Source organism: Agrobacterium sp. InxBP2 (genome assembly GCF_026191755.1).
In the GTDB taxonomy this organism is placed as follows: domain Bacteria; phylum Pseudomonadota; class Alphaproteobacteria; order Rhizobiales; family Rhizobiaceae; genus Agrobacterium; species Agrobacterium pusense.
Map to the genome: position 1 here is coordinate 55,352 of NZ_JAINDY010000034.1, position 17,436 is coordinate 72,787.

The following is a 17,436-nucleotide window of genomic DNA, read 5'->3' on the forward strand; positions in this document are numbered from 1 at the left end:
AAATAGCACGTTATTTCAGCAGAGGATTTTCAATGACAAGTATGGAACAGCTAAGGGCGGATTTGATGACGAAGGGTGTCTTCACCCGTTATGAGCGACGCCAAATCCGAACGTTGACGAAAGCGAATGAGGCTCAGCGTCAATATGTAAGAGCAGCACTGCCGGTGAACCATCTGGCCGGACGCCGGATGGAAACCTGTGGCGAGGTAGATGATTACGGAAACATCGATTATTGCCGTGTCCCGCTTTGTCCGCGCTGCCATCTGCGAGAACGCGGAGTGCAAACGGGAAAGGCAGTTAAAAAGATTTTCTGTGATGCCACCAATGACGAACTGGCGTTCGCAACGATCCTGCTGCCACCGCAATTGGACTTCTCCGGCATGACCGTTCTCGTTGAAAATGAGAAGCGCCGCCTAAGGACTTTTATAGATCGCCAGCGGAGAAAGGACACCCGCTGGAACGATTTTCAGTTGATGGGCTGGTGGGAAGTCGATCGCATGAGCTTCGGTGATTTCGAAACCTGTGGCCGTAACACACGATTGGCCTTGGATGCATTAGGATTTCCTTTGATGGAAGCTCCCAACAAAACAATCTGGCGTCCGCATCTTCATGCAATAGTTCGCAAGGGCGAATTGCCCACGGAAGAAATTGCCTGCGCCTTACGCAAGGAAACCCACACAGCAAAATATCAGGTGGATATCCAGCCATTTCGTACATATCGCGATGTCGGCGACAATATTCAGAACATCGTCCGATATTGCCTAAAGTTCCGCATCGAGTGTGACTACAAGCGGCCGGATGCTCAGGACTTCATCGAGACAGAACAAGCCGATGAGGCAAAGCCAACCGAACGCAATTGGTGGTCAGCTGAAGATATCCGCGCATATGTGGATTGGCTATGTGTGGAGCGATCAGGCTTTCAATCGCTTCGCGTTATCATCGGGCAAGCCAAAGAAAACGCAGTTGGCGGTGATCAACGTATCACGTCTTCGAGCATTTCAATTGATAAGGATATTGAGGACGGTGAGAAATCGGCAGATGCGATACCTGACCGTTCCGTTGCATCGGAGTTGAATGGGATTTCCGTCGTCGAAGACAGTCGTGTTCTTTCGAGAAGTAGTACGGATATCTTCGATGTGGGAAGTGGCTTAACGCGATGTGTGTATAATAATATTGTACAGGATACGAACTGGACAGATATCGACGTTGACAGCCTCTTACCGACAGACAATCGCTCGGATGCGAGAGCTATCAGCAATACATCCAGATACACTGGAAACGTTATAAGCCTCTCCGAACGCCTGCGTAGTATTATAGCGTTGAAGCAAGCTAGTGGCGTTCCACGCGGAGATATGACGCAGCCATAAAAGTTTGCTCAAAGAACTTTTTCGATACTCGCGAGAAATGAGTAGTCCTCATAGATCGTTCGACCTCGCAGCTTCGTCATGCTCGGATTTTCACGGCACGCCGCGTCGAAGACACTGTGAACAGCCCTCAATGTCGGTGGAGCATTAAGCAAAGGTGTGATGTGAGTGATAGACAAACTGCAAACCTCCGGCTCGTCTACAATCCTACCGCTCATCGCGGCGGCTTCGATGTATGCGCTGATCGGCATTGTCGGCGCAAATGTCTCGTCCCGGACAAGCTCAATTCCGAGCATGGGACGCAAGGCAATGATGTCGGAAATCCATAGAGGCTGAAACACCGGCCCGCCATCGGTGAGGTTATGCAGCACATCGACAGCGTGGCCGCAAAGTCGGCTCCGCGTCAGCAGCATGACGGTGCTGCCCTCGGGGTCGTATAGTCTGGCGACAGGCGGGAAATTCGCGTTCGGTCTTGCGTGCCATTGAAGGCGGCGCAGCAGGGATTTCGGAAAGAGTTGTCGATATCGTCCCGGCTGATCCATTTCGTGAACAGTCACGGTTTTGCCGTCGCTCAAGGCAAACAGCATGATCGCCCGCCATGACAGCGCCGACAGATAGCTGCGCTGGTGAAGAACACCGTCAATGTCATAGCGAAGATTGAGCGCCGTCCCTTTACGCTTGACCTTATAGAGCCACTTTGACCCGATATGAAGATCAGTTGCGAACAGCGGTGCAAGATCGATTTGGGTTTGTGTCGGTATCCTGCCGTTATCGTTCTCGCCTTGATGGCCATTGTTGCGCTGTATCTGCATCCATATCTCGCCTCCGTTTCGGCGAAACAAAAAGCCGTTGGTGCAAAAGGGCGAGTGGAGAATGCCGAGACAGGGATCCGCGCGTAAAGTGCCTGCTTAACGCTTGAGCTTACTCGGTCGCACATCATGCAGAAGCACAGACATATCAAGGAATGCGGCAATGCGCGGAAACAGCACTGCGTAGCGTCGTGAACCGGGCGCGCTTCCACGGCTTTCTATGACGACGGTTCTCCGCACACCAGATACACGAAAGGCATGGGATCATATGATCCCATGCCTTTCGGATTGTTACCTGCGATATTCGTACGGTTATGCGGACTTGCGCAAAAGCTTGCCGCGCTCGGCAGCAGCAGCAGTGAGTTGCACGTCAAGCTCTCCACCACGAACGGCCTCGATCAAGGTGTCGATGATCTTCGGCAGTGCCGAAAGCTCACCCGCCTCAACGGCGTTCTTATCCTTGGTGAACTCGATTGGTTTGCCAGCATAGCGGATAGCAAAAAACACCTTGCCATTGCCATCGCTAAACCAGCCCTGACGCACACGCTTGAGCGTTTCCACCTCCACGCGCTGCCCCTCGGCGTTCTTGCGACGAACCATATGCGTGGGCGCAAACACCTGACCGGCGATCTTCGCCTCTGCCATCTGCTTCTGCTCTGCCAGTGCCGCAATCATTTTTTCCCGCGCCCGCTGTACTGGATCGACAGTTGCGCGAACCGGAACGGCAGAGGTGAGCTTGAGCGCTTTCAAATGAGACATGCTGTGATCCTTCCCGGAAACCGTTGAACTGTCCCCGGGATACAGCCGTTTGCCAAAAGGGCGAGTAATGATTTCGACTTAAAGCAGACGTAACCTTTCTTTACTATGGTTGCGTAGTGGCGGTGATGGGTCAACCGTCAACCCAAATAGTAAATCTTCAATCTCTTCGGTAGGTATAAGAAGATCACGCGCGATATGGTTCTTCGATACGCCCTGTTTCCAAAGATCTTTGAGCACCATTTCCCATACCGCAGATTTCTCATGCGGCAACCCTTCCGGTTCAATTGTCCGGTATCGTCGGTTGATCTGGATGTACTGCCACTCAGTCAACCGTCCAAGCTTGTTAAGGCGATAAGCAAGAGCAACGGCGGCAACACCCCATCGCTTTTTAGCCTTTAGTATTTGATCCACACTGCTAACGTAGGGAATATGAGAAACTAGGTCGTCATGAGGCATGAGAAACGCTGAGGCAAAAGCATTGGCCTCATTTTCAGCCTCACGCCCTTGAGGTCCACCATGTCTGTGCATCACCAGATGCCCCAGTTCGTGAGCCGCATCAAAACGGCTTCGTTCCGCCGATTTGAACGTGTTCAAAAAGACGAAAGCTTCGTCGTCTCTCCAGCAGGAAAACGCATCAACCTTTTTTGTTTCTTCAGCTAACGAGAAAACGCGGACACCTTTGGTTTCAAGCAACTTGATCATATTGGTGATCGGCTTTTCACCAATCGCCCAGTGTTGTCTTAAAAGACGTGCGGCTTTGCCGGGATCTCGCTCATGACTAAGATCAATAAGATCGATAGACGGCAGATCATATTTCTGCTTAACCCATTCCAGCACGGCAAACGCCAATACGCCTGCCGAAAGAGCTGCATCACGCTCTCTTGCACTCATTGACGTCAAGCTACGAAAACTAGCTGCCTGAACGTCAATAGGATTAACGTCATCAAGAAAGAAGAACTCACGGGGGTATTTCAGAGCCCTCGCTAGTGCGTCCACGGTGCTGTCGTCGGGATTTTGCTCAGCGTTGACGATGCGAGACAAGGTAACAGGAGAGATGTTAGCCAACTCTGCCAACGCCTTCGCTGTCACTCGCCTTCGCTGTCTAGCAAGTTCCAACCTTGTGAAATTGAACATTTTCCTACTTGCGGCGGATTACGGGCTCGAACTCAGTTCCGTCTGGCTCATTGTCTTTCTTCACTCGAACCTTCTCCCATTCACCCTTACGGATAATGAAAATGCGTTCTTCAAACCGTCTGAAATTTCCGTTCAGGACCCCAGCAGCTTTCGAGAGTTCTGCACGGACATCTTCACCATTGACGGACACGCAAAAAAACCAAACACCTGACGGGGGAGCCGTTACAGGCTGAAACGTAACCGCGTCAAGATCGCGGTCAGAGAAAAGGCTTCCTTGAGCTTGATCAATAGCCCGTTCCGCGCCGCTGCCTTTTCCAGAAATTGCCTGCGGAATATGTTTCTCGTCACATGCTACGTCAACGCTCTGGTAAACTACCTTAAGATTTCGCTCGAAATGCCTAACCGCTTCGATGTTCTCTTTGCGGTCATGCCGCCAGCCTTTGGAGCGAAATAGCGAGCGGGTATTTCGAGTGCCATGAATGTAGGCAAACAAGCCCGCTGCCGTTACTGGATCATCATCGACCGCGTCAGCACGAGCACCTACAACTTCCCTAACGACGTTTACCAACTCTTCGCGGGTTACATCAAACGCCACAAGACGCGTATTGATTTCGACTTCTTTGACATAAAGATGAGTAGCGACCATGTGACCCTCGATAATTTTTTCGACCTCAAATGTGCTCGAAAAAATTATCGTCGTCAATAGGTTTGACGTGAAATCGCGAATAAGCTGCGACATTGAATTCATATATGCTGTTCATCTGTACAACTGTAACATCAATTCCGCATTGCCATTCGCGATCTGGAGACTTTGAACGGCGAGCTGCTGCTGGATTTGCTGAGCAGATAGCCTTGCCGATGCCTCCTCCATGTCGATATCGACAAGACGGCTGACGCCTTGATCGATGGCGTCCATGAGCTTTCCGGCAAAATCCTGTTGCATGTCGATACGTGTCGTGAGCGCGCCGAGCGTGGCACCGCCGGTGATAACACGTTTCAGCATGGCATCGACGCCTGATAGATAATTGTCGAGGCTATCGGACGGATTTGTGATATCGACATCAAGGATATCGAAATTCGCCGCGGGTCCAAGGTTGTCCGCGACGTTGCTGATTTTGAGCTTGGATCGGGCTCCCATTTCCGGGTGAACTGCCGGATCTACATCAATGACGATACGGCCACTGTTTTCCGTTGCCGTTAGCCCTACACCCGACATCGCAGCGTTTAAAATGTCTGCGAGATCAGCCGGTGAGCTGATTTTGCCGTCCACTGTACCAAGCGTATTGTCAACAATTTGGCGGTCTACTGTTACGGTCGTGCTGGGCGCGGTGTTGACGCTTACATTGAATGAAAAGCTAACGTTATGATAGACTTCAAAGGGGGCCGTGAAAGTGAATTGGTCACTTGCATAGCCACCGGCAGAGCTTGCGAGTGGCGTTTCCTGAAGACCGCCCGCGTTACCGCCCGTGGTGTCATTCACACCAGTTACCGAGATCGTTGAGGCATCCGCACCGGTGTTTTCCCGGCTGAGTATGCCAATTGCCGCCTGATTAGGCGGGCCGGTCAGGATTGTTTTGCTTGAGCCGACGAGTGAAGAAATTCCTGCCTCAACGAATGACTGATTTAGGACGCGCGTGTAATCATCGATGTTGCTGATGAACCCGTTCGTACTGCCCAGTGCCGTGTCTATCGTCGCTTTTGTGATTGTAACGGTTTGCGATGAGCTTCCGTCAATCATCAAATTGAAGCTGATACTGTCAGCGGAGCCGAGCGTAACCGGTCCCGTCATTTTGAAGAATTGCCCTCCGGCGAAAGAGTTTCCGTTTAAATTCGCAGACCTAAAGCCACCAATATCGCCCAGCGAGCGAATATCCTTTTGCAGCGCGCCGCCGCCACCGACATTGAACAGGCTGATATCAGCAAGATCGACCTCGGTCGTGCCGACGCGCACTGTGCCGTCGGAAGAGCGTATGAAGGAAGAAACAAGACTGGTCGGGTAAGATGAGCGTGTCATCAGGTCATCGGGGGAGCTGGTGTCGAGCCAGTTGACGCCGTTGAAGCTTGCCGATGTCGCGATAGAGGTGAACTGCTTTTTAAGCTGGTCGAGTTCGTTTTGAATTTTGCTCTTATCGATGCTCGTTTCCTGTGCCGAGACAAGCTTGGCCCGAAACTCTCCAAGAAGATCTATGGTGTTTTCTATTCCTGCATAGGCGACATCGACATTGGCGGCACCAAGGCCGAGAGCATCACTCACCGCCGACAATGCTTTGTTATCCGAACGCATCGTGGTGGAGATCGACCAGTAGGCGACGTTATCCGATGCTTGGCAGACACGTAGGCCGGTGCTGACTTGCCGCTGTGTATCGGTTAGACTGGAGCCGATGGCTCGCAGTGTTTGCAGTGCTGCAATGGCGGAATGGTTCGTTAGGATGCTGGTCATTATCGCCTCGGACCCTATGCCCGCCAGCCACACCATCGTCCTTGCATATACGTTTGCGCTCCCCCGGAATTAACCTTCTGTTAACTATGCTGGATGCACTAATCGCTATGAAACCTGCGGTGATTTGCGCCGCGCTCCTACAATCTCATCCCGCAAGCCAGACGCGCACGCTGTTTTAGCTGATTGCGCTTACGCCCTCGCTCGCCCCTCCAGCACCGCCATGTTAGCGACACGCAACATCAGGAGGCTGATGAGATGAGCAGAGATAACAGCGCGCTTCCGATCCGCGCTTATTCCTACGTCCGCATGAGCACCACCAAGCAGCTTCGCGGCGACAGCTTGCGTAGGCAGCTTGAGCGGTCGCGGGCCTTTGCGGACGAACACTCTCTGCTTCTGGACGACAGCTTGCAGGATCTGGGTGTCAGCGCGTGGAAGGGCAAGAACTTCAAACACGGTGCGCTTGGCCGGTTTCTGGCGATGGTCGAAAGCGGAGAAGTGCCGAGGGGCAGTTACCTGCTGATCGAAAGCCTCGACAGGCTCTCGCGTGAAGCCGTGCCGGATGCTCTGACGCTGTTCATGGCGATCATCAATGCCGGTATAACCATAGCCACGCTCGGTGAAGATCGACAGATTTACAGCCGTGACACACTCAATGGCGATTGGACCAAGCTTATCATTGGTCTTGCGGTGATGTCGCGTGGACATGAGGAAAGCCAGACCAAGAGCGAACGAGTGCGGGCGGCGAACAAACGAAAGCGCGAACGGGCCAGAGAGGGAAAAGGCCATATCACCAGTGTCACACCGGCATGGATCGATGCGGTGCGGACAGGGTCAAACTCTTACAGCTTCACTCTCAACGATCACGCAGCGGGGGTGAAGGTGATTTACGAGATGGCATCAAGAGGGATGGGCGCGACTGCGATTGCGCGCAGCCTTAATGCGGATGGCGTTCCAGCGTTCAAGAGCAGGGACGGTTGGTACCAGAGCATCATCAAGTCGCTGCTTCGCCGTCATGATGTTATCGGCACATTCCAGCCGCATCGCATGCAGGATGGCAAACGTGTGCCGGATGGCGATCCGATAGAGGGTTATTTCCCGGCGGCGATCAACAAGGATCTGTTCCTGCGGGTTCAGGCCATGCGGAGCAATCCCGGCAGACCGGGCCGTAAGGGTGAGAGCTTTGCGAACCTCTTTACCGGGCTATGTCACTGCGCCCATTGCGGCGGGCCGATGACGATCAAGTTCAGTCGGGTCAAAGGAAATGAAAACGGTCGATATCTCGTATGCAGCAATTACGTCCGCGGCCATCAATGCACAGACGGCAATAGGCATTTCCGCTATGAACCGCTCGAAGCTGCCGTTCTTGACCATGTCAAGGAACTGGATTTTGCCACCGTTCTGCAACGGCAAAGCACCGATGACGCTGCGACAAAAATTGACGAGGCCATTGCAGGTCTGACAATCAGGATCGAAGAATTACAGCGCAAGGAACAGAGGCTTGCTGCTGCCATCGAGGATGATGGGCAATCACTGGAAAGCCTGATCAGGTTGCTGCGGCATCGTCAACGCGAGCGACACGCGGCTGAGCTTGAGTTGCGGGATCGCCAGCAAGATCGTCAGCGGCTCTCTACACGCAGTCGCAACGCTGCTGGCAGCCGTGATCAACTGACCGCACTGCGAAGGGCGTGGGAGACAGCGCTTGATGCCAACGCGCGATACGTCTTGCGGGCAGAGGCGCATGCGGCAGTCGCCGAATTGATCTCGGATATTTGTTTCGATAGCGATGACCTGTCGGCGGTCGTCGTGGTGGGGAACGGCATTGCCGCTTACAGATTACATGATGGAAAGCTCATCGAAGTGTTCACGCCTTTTGCTTAGCCCGCATCCACTCTCAATATCCAGCATCAGCCCGCTCGTTTCTGAGCATAGCGCTCGGCAATCTTTTGCTCGGTCGAGCTTCCTTTACCACCATGCCTCAGCTCTTCGATCCTCTTTTCGAGAAGCCTGATCTCATCCTGACCGTCATCATCCAGCAGAACCGGCTCTTTTGCGAAATCCTCTTGGCCGGGGCGCAGGAAGTCCTTGATCTGCTCGGTATTGACCTGAGCGTAGTGCTTGTCGATCATCGCCAAAGATGTTCGGGTGTTTCGAGCTACATGATGGACCGAAACATTTTGGGCCAGCATCTGCGAGATGTAAAAATGCCTGAACGAATACGAAGTACGGCGTACTCCCCGATTATCCTTTTCCAGTCCAGCCGCGATCAATAGTGCGTTGAGGCTCTTCTTGAAAGAAAGAATGGACTTGCCCTTCTCATCGGCGAATACCGGATCATTGTCCTGTGGTTCGCGTCCGAGATCATGTTCAAACAAATTCCAAAGCATTTCTAATGCCGACACCGCGCCATAGAGCGGCACAGCGCTTCCATGCTTACCCTTGCCCCGCACGGCAAGACGCGCATCTTGTTTATGGAGCGGCAGTTTTCTCGTTTCTCGATATAGCGAGATGTCGCCCCAGGTCAGGTTCTTCGCTTCTGTGGGCCGCAGACCTGAATTTGCCATCAGCTCAATATAGGCGTGCAGGCGAACCCTATCGGATCGAATGTTCTCTGTGACTGCTTTCTGCGTCCACACACGTCCGTCTTTCGCCCTGATGACCTTGAGCGACGTGTGATGCTCGTTGATGCGTTCGATGCTTTTGGCGATCAGCTTTTCGTATTCCTCCGGCTTGAAGCCTGGCCTTCTGTTGTCAGGTCTTTTGCGCGTTTCTACCGTTGGAAGTTCCATGGGTTTGCAATAACCCCATAGGGCAGCCTGTCGGAAAAGCTCGCGGATGATGACCATTTCGCCTTTCATTGTGGTCAAGGCTGCAATCTTACGCGGGGCAGGGCGCGTGAAGACGCGACCATCCTCACGTTCGCACCTGATCTTTTCGATCTGCGAGCCCGGTCCTTTAGTCCAATAAGTCTTTCGCCATTCGAGATAGCGCGCAACGTCTGCTGGGGTGATGAGGTCGATAGCCTTATCGCCGAAATAGCCGACTGGAAAACGCCGGATGATCGGCGGCCAAAATGTAGGGTGATAGTGACTGCGCTCGCCACGCTCTGCTTCCGCGCAGATTTTCTCGATGAATTCTTCCGCCACGTCGTTAAAGGCGTGCTGGGTCAGCGACAGGCCCTGCTTATGCCGATACTTCTGTTCGTGATAAATTTCGTGTGCCCGCTGCATCGCAAGGCCGTGATCAGCAATGCCAAGAGACTTTTTGATCTGCTTGCCGCCCAGCGAATAGCGCATCGACCAATTACGGGTGCCTTCGCGCTGGAACAGGGTGAAAGGGGCGTTTGTCGGTTCTTGGTGACGCTGCAACATGAATACAAGCTCCAACGGAGTTACTTCGGTCGGAGCACTGCGCTTAAACTGCGCTGGTTCCGAGCCCGAGCACGGAAACGCTATATTGAAAACATTGACGAATTCGAAACGGGACGCGCTACTGAGCTAGGACTGAGCTAACTTATTGCCTTCATTGGATAGGACAAGAGAAGGCTAAAAAATCAATGAAATCAGTAAGTTCAGTGGCGCACCCGGCAGGATTCGAACCTGCGACCTTTGGAATCGGAATCCAACACTCTATCCAGCTGAGCTACGGGTGCAGCGGTCACGCTTGAATCGCGTGCAGCGGTTGGTTCATACCCTAGCTTTCTTTCCGCATCAATGACTAAAAATCCAAGATTTGCGAAACCTTGCCAGTTTTCGAGACCGCAGGGTGAAGAGGGCCGGAAGTGGGGGCTTGCGGGTTTTTGGCGACTTTGCGCGCGGGGCTGCGTCGTTTGGCGTCCCAGGTCTCGCGGAAATCGATTTCACTTATAAGTAGTAGCTTGTCACGGGTTCCGCATGCAGTTTCAGCATGTTCATCCGTCGTGGACCGGAATGCCCGTATGCCTGCCAGAGAAGGGTGGCCCCGCTGTTCCGGCCCCTCAAAATTGGCGGGTAAATAGTCATGCTTTCGTCGCAGATTTTGTCGCCAGATGGCGGGCAGCATTGGGTTTCCGACCATTAACTGTCAAATTCTTATGCAATATTAGTATCATCTACATTTATTTAGGATACAGTTTCGTGACTTTGTCAGTTATGATTTCGGCAGGGTAAAGGACGAATCAGGCGGGGGATCGGATGGCTTTGCGATTGGCACATAGCAACGGGCCGCGGACGGAAAAGGTCGAAAGCGGCAGCGCGCAAACGACGGCGATCGATTACGGTTTGCTGACGACTGCGATCAGCTATCATTTGCGGCACTCGCAACTTGCCGTGGCAAACGGTTTTTCCGATGTGCTGGCGGAGCAGGGATTGCGGCCGGCCGATTTTTCCGTTCTCGTCATCGTCGGCGGAAATCCGGGTCTTAAACAAAGCGATGTTGCCGAGGCGCTCGGCATCCAGCGGGCTAATTTCGTTGCCATCGTCGACAGCATGGAAGAGAAAGGTCTGCTCGTCCGCCGCAGGTCGGAAGAGGACAGGCGCGTTCATTTCCTCGACATGACGGCCGAGGGTAGTCGTCTTCTCGACCGCCTTTCCGATGTCTGGCGCGACCGCGAGGAAAAGCTGATCGACCGTATCGGCGGCAAGAAGGCCCGCGACCAATTGCTGGCGCTGCTCGGCCGCCTGCGCGACTGACGTCCGGCGCCTGTGTTTCCCCATGCTCAGATCGGCAATGCTGGGCGGAAGGGGCGGCGGATTTCATCCGTGGTCGCACGTTACCCCCGGTTATCAGGTAATCTCCATTACGGCAGCCTGATATCCCTCGGTCCGATTTGCGTTGCAATTTGTCTGCGAAACGGTCAAGACGCATGGAAATCCCGTGCCATGCGGTGCCCGCGCGGCAGCGAGCGACTGACCGGAAAAGCCAGAGACGGAAACACCATGCTGAATATCGATACGAGTCATCCGCTTTATCGTCCCCTGTGGGTGCGGTTGCTCATCGTCGGTTTCTGTGCGGCATGGGCTGTCATCGAATTCGTCAATCGCGAGTTTTTCTGGGGAACCGTCGTGGGCGGCATAGGCGTCTATGCGGCCTATGAACTGTTGGTAAAATTCAAACCCGCAACCGACGGCGACAAGGGTGGGGACGGGGCGGTTGCGCCCGCCGCCGAAAATCCACCCACCGATAAGGACGATGCCGGCTGACGCGTCGCGATTTTCCGTTCATCGCCTGTCTTGAGCTGCCCGCCTCTTACCGGAAATGCTCTCGCATCCGAAGCATGCGGAGCGCCTGGTCGATCAGGAGATTGGCTGCCGTCATGCGCAGTGTCGCATTGTGCCGGAACTGCGGTTTCACCCGGTCGGGATGATTGAGGCGGGCGAAGGCGCGGCGCTTTTCCGCGAGCGTTGCCGCAGTGTCGGTCTCCTGGATCGCCAGTTCCGCCGAAACATCGGCAAGTGAGGTCTTTTCGAGGTGGGCCGGCATCGGTTCCGGTTCGCTCTCCGGTTCCGGCTGGGGTTCCGCCGGTGGCGCGGGGTCTTCCAGGAAGGCGAGATAAGCGTCGAGATTGCCGTTCGCAGCCGCCGGCGCTTCGATATGCGTATCGACAACGAAGCCTGAGCTGAAGCCGGCAATGCGGTTATCCGCGGGCGGGGGCGGCTCTGCGCCTTCGTCTTCTTTCTCCTGCTTCAGTCTTTCGACGACAGACTGGAAAACGGATTGTCCGAAGAGCATACGGCTGTTCCTTCGCCGGTCACGATATCCGGCCCTTGTAGTGGATGAAGGTGGCGTCTGGCTTGCCGCCGTCACTGGGCAGTCAGCTTGCGGCTTTCATCCAGCACCAGATCGTAAAGCAGGCGGGCGCTGGGCGGCAGGACGCGCCCCTTGGTGGTGATGATGCTGTAGGGCTTGACGACCAGTTCGAAATCCGTCGGCAATATGCGGGTCCGGCCGATATCGGCCCGCTGGCCGGCCACGAATTCGGCCATGTCCTGCGCAATCGGCGCAATGGCATCGGTGTTGCAGACAAGCGCAAGCGTGAGAACCACGGATGGCGTGTTGATGACGTTGCGCGGCATGGCGACGCCGTGGGTAAGAAAGACATCCTCCATGGTGCGCCGCAAAAGCGCGCCAGGGGGCTGGAACACCCAGTCGTAACCGGAAAGATCCTGCAGGGTGACGGGATCGCCGCCCAGAAGCGGGTGACCTTCGCGCACCACCAGACAGGCGCGCTCAATGCCGATTTCGTGGATGGAGAACAGGCCTGGATCAAAGTCATCCGGTATGCGGCCGATGATGAAATCGTGGCGCGCAGCCAGCAATTCCCGCGCCAGCACGTTGCTGCTCTCCACCTGAACATTGATTTCAATGCCGGGATAGGTGTCCATGGCCCGTCTTATGGCGGGAACCACGAGGCTGATGGCGGGCGCGGTCACCGCGCCGATGAAAACGGATCCGCCGCTGCCGGACTTCATCTGATTGAGTTCGCGACTCGCCTCACGCAGCTCCAGCAATATGGTGCGCGCCCGTCGCGCCAGCGCCTCGCCGAACTTCGTCAGAACCACACCGCGCGATGCTCTCTGACAGAGCGGCGATTTGACGATCGCTTCCATTTCCGAGAGCATGCGCGAGGCCGCCGGCTGCGTCATGTTCATGGCGGCGGCAGCCGCGCTGACCTGCCCGTGCTCCTCGATCATGACCAGCATGCGCAGGTGGCTCATCTTCAATCCGGCCCGCAGCAACGGGTTGTCTTCAAAGACAAAAAGGGCATCCGTTGTTTGCGCCTGCTCATACACTTTCTGGTTGCTCATTCGCGATTTTATACCCCTCATCGGTTTTTGTATCGATTTAATATATCATAATTGATATATGGAAACTGATTTATTCTATTTGACAGTTATATGGATTCAGAACAATTTGCGGAATGCCGGGGAGGAGCGGCAGCTGTTCCATTTCGCAATTGCGAAAAGGGAGCGAGCAGGGCGCGGCTTCTTCCTCTGACGGCATGAATTTCCTGGTGCACCGCAACATGCGGGTCCAGAGAAGGGCTCAAGGGAGAGAGTTAATGAAGTCCATTATTTCGCTGATGGCAGCTTGTGCCATCGGTGCTGCGTCTTTCGCAGTGCCGGCTTTCGCACAGGACAAGGGCGCTGTTGGCATCGCCATGCCGACCAAGTCTTCCGCGCGCTGGATCGATGACGGCAACAACATCGTCAAGCAGCTTCAGGAAGCTGGTTACACGACCGACCTGCAGTATGCCGACGACGATATTCCGAACCAGCTTTCCCAGATCGAAAACATGGTCACCAAGGGCGTCAAGGTCCTCGTGATCGCCTCGATCGACGGCACCACGCTGTCGGACGTGCTGAAGCAGGCCGGCGAGCAGGGCATCAAGGTCATCGCTTATGACCGCCTGATCCGCAACAGCGGCGACGTCAGCTACTACGCCACCTTCGACAACTTCCAGGTTGGCGTTCTGCAGGCGACTTCGATCGTCGACAAGCTTGGTCTGAAGGATGGCAAGGGTCCGTTCAACATCGAACTCTTCGGCGGCTCCCCTGATGATAACAACGCCTTCTTCTTCTACGACGGCGCTATGTCTGTTCTCCAGCCTTACATCGACAGCGGCAAGCTCGTCGTGAAGTCCGGCCAGACCGGCATGGACAAGGTCGGCACGCTGCGCTGGGATCCGGCAACGGCCCAGGCCCGCATGGACAACCTTCTCTCGGCCTACTACACCGACGCCAAGGTTGATGCCGTTCTGTCGCCTTATGACGGTCTTTCCATCGGCATCATCTCCTCGCTGAAGGGCGTTGGTTATGGCACGAAGGATCAGCCGCTGCCGGTCGTTTCCGGTCAGGACGCTGAAATCCCGTCCGTGAAGTCGATCATTGCCGGCGAACAGTATTCCACCATCTTCAAGGACACCCGCGAACTCGCGAAGGTTACCGTGAACATGGTGAATGCCGTTATGCAGGGCAAGGAGCCTGAAGTGAACGACACCAAGACCTATGAAAATGGCGTCAAGGTTGTTCCGTCCTACCTGCTGAAGCCGGTTGCAGTAACCAAGGAGAACTACAAGCAGGTTCTCGTCGATGGCGGTTACTACAAGGAAGACCAGCTGAAATAAGCCTGATACACATGCGGGGATGGCTTGGCGTCATCCCCGTTTTTCCATAAAAATAAAAACGCCGGAATTAATCGGGCGCTGGATTGCGATATGGCCAATACCATTCTCGAAATGCGGAACATCACCAAGACGTTTCCGGGCGTGAAAGCGCTTGAGAACGTCAACCTCAAGGTTAAGGAAGGTGAGATCCACGCACTCGTCGGTGAGAACGGCGCGGGAAAGTCGACCTTGATGAAGGTCCTTTCCGGTGTTTACCCCGCCGGCACCTATGAGGGCGAAATCCACTATGAAGGCGCCGTGCGAAACTTTCGCGCCATCAACGACAGTGAAGATATTGGTATCATCATCATTCACCAGGAACTGGCGCTCGTGCCGCTCCTGTCGATTGCGGAAAACATCTTCCTTGGCAACGAGGTCGCCTCGAACGGCGTGATCAGCTGGCAGGAGACCTTCAACCGTACCCGCGAACTTCTGAAGAAAGTGGGCCTGAAGGAATCACCGGAGACGCTGATCACCGATATTGGCGTCGGCAAGCAGCAGCTGGTCGAAATCGCCAAGGCGCTGTCGAAAAGCGTGAAGCTGCTTATCCTTGATGAGCCGACCGCTTCGCTGAACGAAAGCGATTCCGAGGCGCTGTTGAACCTGCTGATGGAATTCCGCAAGCAGGGCATGACCTCGATCATCATCACCCACAAGCTGAATGAAGTGCGCAAGGTGGCCGACCAGATCACCGTGCTGCGCGACGGCATGACGGTGAAGACGCTCGACTGTCACAAGGAAGAAATCAGCGAGGACGTCATCATCCGCAACATGGTGGGCCGCGATCTCGAAGATCGTTATCCGCCGCGCGACGTGCCGATCGGCGAAACCATCCTCGAAGTGAAGAACTGGAACGCCTATCACCAGCAGCACCGCGACCGCCAGGTTCTGCATGATATCAACGTCACCGTGCGCAAGGGCGAAGTCGTCGGTATTGCCGGCCTGATGGGGGCAGGGCGCACCGAATTTGCGATGAGCGTGTTCGGCAAGTCCTATGGCCACAAGATCACCGGTGAAGTGCTGATCAACGGCAAGCCAGTTGACGTCAGCACCGTGCGCAAGGCAATCGATGCCGGTCTTGCCTATGTCACGGAAGACCGCAAACATCTCGGTCTCGTGCTCAACGACAACATCCTGCACAACACCACACTCGCCAATCTTGCCGGCGTCTCGAATGCCAGCATCATCGACGACATCAAGGAAATGAAGGTGGCGAGCGATTTCCGCACGCGCCTGCGCATCCGCTCGTCGGGCATCTTTCAGGAAACGGTCAACCTTTCGGGCGGCAACCAGCAGAAGGTTGTGCTCTCCAAGTGGCTGTTCTCCAATCCCGACGTGCTGATCCTCGACGAACCGACCCGCGGTATCGATGTCGGCGCGAAATATGAAATCTACACCATCATCAACCAGCTCGCTGCCGATGGTAAAGGCGTTCTGATGATCTCATCGGAAATGCCCGAACTGCTCGGCAATTGCGACCGCATCTACGTCATGAACGAAGGCCGCATCGTCGCTGAATTGCCGAAGGGAGAGGCGAGCCAGGAAAGCATCATGCGCGCTATCATGCGCTCAGGGGAGAAGAACTCATGAGTTCGGCAAACACAACAAACGAAGAAAGTAACGTCGTCTCGGTCACATCCTATATTCGCTCCAATATCCGCGAATATGGCATGCTGATCGCGCTCGTCGCCATCATGGTTTTCTTCCAGTTCTACACCGGCGGCATCCTGTTCCGCCCCGTGAACCTGACCAACCTCATCCTGCAGAACTCGTTCATCGTCATCATGGCGCTGGGCATGCTGCTTGTCATCGTGGCCGGGCATATCGACCTTTCGGTCGGTTCCATCGTCGCCTTCGTCGGCGCGATCGCGGCCATACTGACCGTGCAATGGGGCATGAACCCCTTTCTGGCGGCACTGATTTGTCTCGTCATCGGCGGCATCATCGGTGCGGCCCAGGGTTACTGGATCGCCTATCACCGCATTCCGTCCTTTATCGTGACGCTGGCGGGCATGCTGGTGTTCCGCGGCCTGACGCTCTTCGTGCTCGGCGGCAAGAACATCGGTCCGTTCCCGACCGATTTCCAGATCATCAGCACCGGCTTCCTGCCCGATATCGGCGGCATTGAAGGTCTCAACACCACCTCGATGATCCTGACGGTGCTGATTACCGTCGTGCTGTTCTATCTCGCATGGCGTCGCCGTGTCGTGAATGTGAAGCATGGCATCGATGTCGAGCCTTTCGGTTTCTTCATCGCCCAGAACCTGCTGATTTCGGCGGCGATCCTGTTCCTTGGCTACCAGCTTTCCACCTATCGCGGCCTGCCGAACGTGCTGATCGTGATGCTTGCTCTCGTTGCGCTCTACAGCTTCGTAACGCGTCGCACGACCATCGGCCGTCGCATTTACGCCATGGGCGGCAATGAAAAGGCGACCAAGCTTTCGGGTATCAACACCGAACGCCTGAGCTTCCTGACCTTCGTCAACATGGGCGTTCTGGCTGGTCTCGCCGGCATGATCATCGCGACCCGCCTGAACTCGGCAACGCCGAAGGCCGGCGTGGGCTTCGAGCTTGACGTGATCGCGGCCTGCTTCATCGGCGGTGCTTCGGCATCCGGCGGCGTTGGCAAGATCACCGGTGCGGTCATTGGCGCCTTCATCATGGGTGTCATGAACAACGGCATGTCGATCGTCGGTCTCGGCATCGACTTCCAGCAGATGGTCAAGGGCCTCGTGCTGCTCGCCGCCGTGTTCTTCGACGTCTACAACAAGAACAAGGGCTGATCGGCTC

General features: G+C 55.0%; 15 protein-coding genes and 1 tRNA gene. 7 read left to right on the forward strand and 9 right to left on the reverse strand.

Features of this window, described 5'->3' with window-relative positions; genetic code table 11:
* The first annotated feature begins 32 nt into the window (after positions 1–32).
* Entirely contained in the window at positions 33–1,367 is a 1,335-nt protein-coding gene (locus K7A42_RS22110) for a hypothetical protein (RefSeq protein ID WP_282455888.1), read from the forward strand.
* An 8-nt stretch (positions 1,368–1,375) separates the two neighbouring features.
* Here K7A42_RS22110 and K7A42_RS22115 read toward each other — a convergent pair whose 3' ends face one another.
* From K7A42_RS22115 to K7A42_RS22135, 5 genes are all read right to left on the reverse strand, one after another.
* Complete coding sequence (locus K7A42_RS22115; RefSeq protein WP_282455889.1) at positions 1,376–2,176, reverse strand: DUF2958 domain-containing protein; 801 nt, start codon at positions 2,174–2,176, stop codon at positions 1,376–1,378.
* Positions 2,177–2,485: 309 nt separating this feature from the next.
* Entirely contained in the window at positions 2,486–2,932 is a 447-nt protein-coding gene (locus K7A42_RS22120) for a DUF6641 family protein (RefSeq protein ID WP_282455890.1), read from the reverse strand.
* A gap of 78 nt (positions 2,933–3,010) precedes the next feature.
* On the reverse strand, positions 3,011–4,066 hold the full coding sequence (locus K7A42_RS22125) for a helix-turn-helix domain-containing protein (RefSeq protein ID WP_282455891.1): 1,056 nt from the start codon (positions 4,064–4,066) through the stop codon (positions 3,011–3,013).
* Between the two features lie 4 nt (positions 4,067–4,070).
* A complete protein-coding gene (locus K7A42_RS22130) occupies positions 4,071–4,805 on the reverse strand; it encodes a hypothetical protein (RefSeq protein WP_282455892.1) in 735 nt (244 codons plus the stop codon).
* An 18-nt stretch (positions 4,806–4,823) separates the two neighbouring features.
* A complete protein-coding gene (locus K7A42_RS22135; RefSeq protein ID WP_282455893.1) occupies positions 4,824–6,506 on the reverse strand; it encodes a flagellin in 1,683 nt (560 codons plus the stop codon).
* A 255-nt stretch (positions 6,507–6,761) separates the two neighbouring features.
* Here K7A42_RS22135 and K7A42_RS22140 point away from each other — a divergent pair, with 255 nt between their 5' ends.
* Positions 6,762–8,384 carry a recombinase family protein gene (locus K7A42_RS22140; protein WP_282455894.1) on the forward strand — a complete coding sequence of 541 codons (1,623 nt, stop codon included), beginning with the start codon at positions 6,762–6,764 and terminating at the stop codon, positions 8,382–8,384.
* 26 nt (positions 8,385–8,410) lie between these two features.
* Here K7A42_RS22140 and K7A42_RS22145 read toward each other — a convergent pair whose 3' ends face one another.
* Positions 8,411–9,874: a tyrosine-type recombinase/integrase gene (locus tag K7A42_RS22145; RefSeq protein WP_282455895.1), complete on the reverse strand. Its 1,464-nt coding sequence runs from the start codon at positions 9,872–9,874 to the stop codon at positions 8,411–8,413.
* Positions 9,875–10,078: 204 nt separating this feature from the next.
* A tRNA-Arg gene (locus tag K7A42_RS22150) sits at positions 10,079–10,155 on the reverse strand.
* Between the two features lie 520 nt (positions 10,156–10,675).
* On the opposite strand from K7A42_RS22150, the gene K7A42_RS22155 reads away from it, so the two are divergent.
* Positions 10,676–11,173, forward strand: a complete 498-nt coding sequence (locus tag K7A42_RS22155; protein ID WP_322784310.1) for a MarR family winged helix-turn-helix transcriptional regulator — start codon at positions 10,676–10,678, stop codon at positions 11,171–11,173.
* 246 nt (positions 11,174–11,419) lie between these two features.
* Positions 11,420–11,683 (forward strand): hypothetical protein, encoded by a 264-nt coding sequence (locus K7A42_RS22160; RefSeq protein ID WP_282455897.1) that lies wholly within the window; start codon positions 11,420–11,422, stop codon positions 11,681–11,683.
* A gap of 46 nt (positions 11,684–11,729) precedes the next feature.
* Here K7A42_RS22160 and K7A42_RS22165 read toward each other — a convergent pair whose 3' ends face one another.
* Complete coding sequence (locus K7A42_RS22165; RefSeq protein ID WP_004443152.1) at positions 11,730–12,212, reverse strand: hypothetical protein; 483 nt, start codon at positions 12,210–12,212, stop codon at positions 11,730–11,732.
* Positions 12,213–12,283: 71 nt separating this feature from the next.
* The gene (locus K7A42_RS22170; protein ID WP_004443150.1) at positions 12,284–13,288 is read right to left on the reverse strand and encodes a LysR family transcriptional regulator; all 1,005 of its coding nucleotides are present in this window, start codon (positions 13,286–13,288) and stop codon (positions 12,284–12,286) included.
* Between the two features lie 254 nt (positions 13,289–13,542).
* Between K7A42_RS22170 and chvE the strand changes: the two genes are divergently transcribed.
* The 3 genes from chvE to gguB all read left to right on the forward strand — a co-directional run bounded on the left by chvE (position 13,543) and on the right by gguB (position 17,429).
* Entirely contained in the window at positions 13,543–14,607 is a 1,065-nt protein-coding gene (gene chvE, locus K7A42_RS22175; protein WP_004443148.1) for a sugar ABC transporter substrate-binding protein ChvE, read from the forward strand.
* 90 nt (positions 14,608–14,697) lie between these two features.
* On the forward strand, positions 14,698–16,236 hold the full coding sequence (gene gguA, locus K7A42_RS22180) for a sugar ABC transporter ATP-binding protein GguA (RefSeq protein ID WP_022556773.1): 1,539 nt from the start codon (positions 14,698–14,700) through the stop codon (positions 16,234–16,236).
* A complete protein-coding gene (gene gguB / locus K7A42_RS22185) occupies positions 16,233–17,429 on the forward strand; it encodes a sugar ABC transporter permease GguB (RefSeq protein WP_004443145.1) in 1,197 nt (398 codons plus the stop codon). The genes gguA and gguB overlap by 4 nt, the downstream gene beginning before the upstream one ends.
* The last annotated feature ends 7 nt before the right edge of the window (positions 17,430–17,436 follow it).

Bases quoted from the DNA above. Each gene is read 5' to 3' on its own strand.
- K7A42_RS22110 (WP_282455888.1), top strand. From the start codon at position 33: ATGACAAGTATGGAACAGCTAAGGGCGGATTTGATGACGAAGGGTGTC.
- K7A42_RS22115 (WP_282455889.1), bottom strand. From the start codon at position 2,176: ATGCAGATACAGCGCAACAATGGCCATCAAGGCGAGAACGATAACGGC.
- K7A42_RS22120 (WP_282455890.1), bottom strand. From the start codon at position 2,932: ATGTCTCATTTGAAAGCGCTCAAGCTCACCTCTGCCGTTCCGGTTCGC.
- K7A42_RS22125 (WP_282455891.1), bottom strand. From the start codon at position 4,066: ATGTTCAATTTCACAAGGTTGGAACTTGCTAGACAGCGAAGGCGAGTG.
- K7A42_RS22130 (WP_282455892.1), bottom strand. From the start codon at position 4,805: ATGTCGCAGCTTATTCGCGATTTCACGTCAAACCTATTGACGACGATA.
- K7A42_RS22135 (WP_282455893.1), bottom strand. From the start codon at position 6,506: ATGACCAGCATCCTAACGAACCATTCCGCCATTGCAGCACTGCAAACA.
- K7A42_RS22140 (WP_282455894.1), top strand. From the start codon at position 6,762: ATGAGCAGAGATAACAGCGCGCTTCCGATCCGCGCTTATTCCTACGTC.
- K7A42_RS22145 (WP_282455895.1), bottom strand. From the start codon at position 9,874: ATGTTGCAGCGTCACCAAGAACCGACAAACGCCCCTTTCACCCTGTTC.
- K7A42_RS22155 (WP_322784310.1), top strand. From the start codon at position 10,676: ATGGCTTTGCGATTGGCACATAGCAACGGGCCGCGGACGGAAAAGGTC.
- K7A42_RS22160 (WP_282455897.1), top strand. From the start codon at position 11,420: ATGCTGAATATCGATACGAGTCATCCGCTTTATCGTCCCCTGTGGGTG.
- K7A42_RS22165 (WP_004443152.1), bottom strand. From the start codon at position 12,212: ATGCTCTTCGGACAATCCGTTTTCCAGTCTGTCGTCGAAAGACTGAAG.
- K7A42_RS22170 (WP_004443150.1), bottom strand. From the start codon at position 13,288: ATGAGCAACCAGAAAGTGTATGAGCAGGCGCAAACAACGGATGCCCTT.
- chvE (WP_004443148.1), top strand. From the start codon at position 13,543: ATGAAGTCCATTATTTCGCTGATGGCAGCTTGTGCCATCGGTGCTGCG.
- gguA (WP_022556773.1), top strand. From the start codon at position 14,698: ATGGCCAATACCATTCTCGAAATGCGGAACATCACCAAGACGTTTCCG.
- gguB (WP_004443145.1), top strand. From the start codon at position 16,233: ATGAGTTCGGCAAACACAACAAACGAAGAAAGTAACGTCGTCTCGGTC.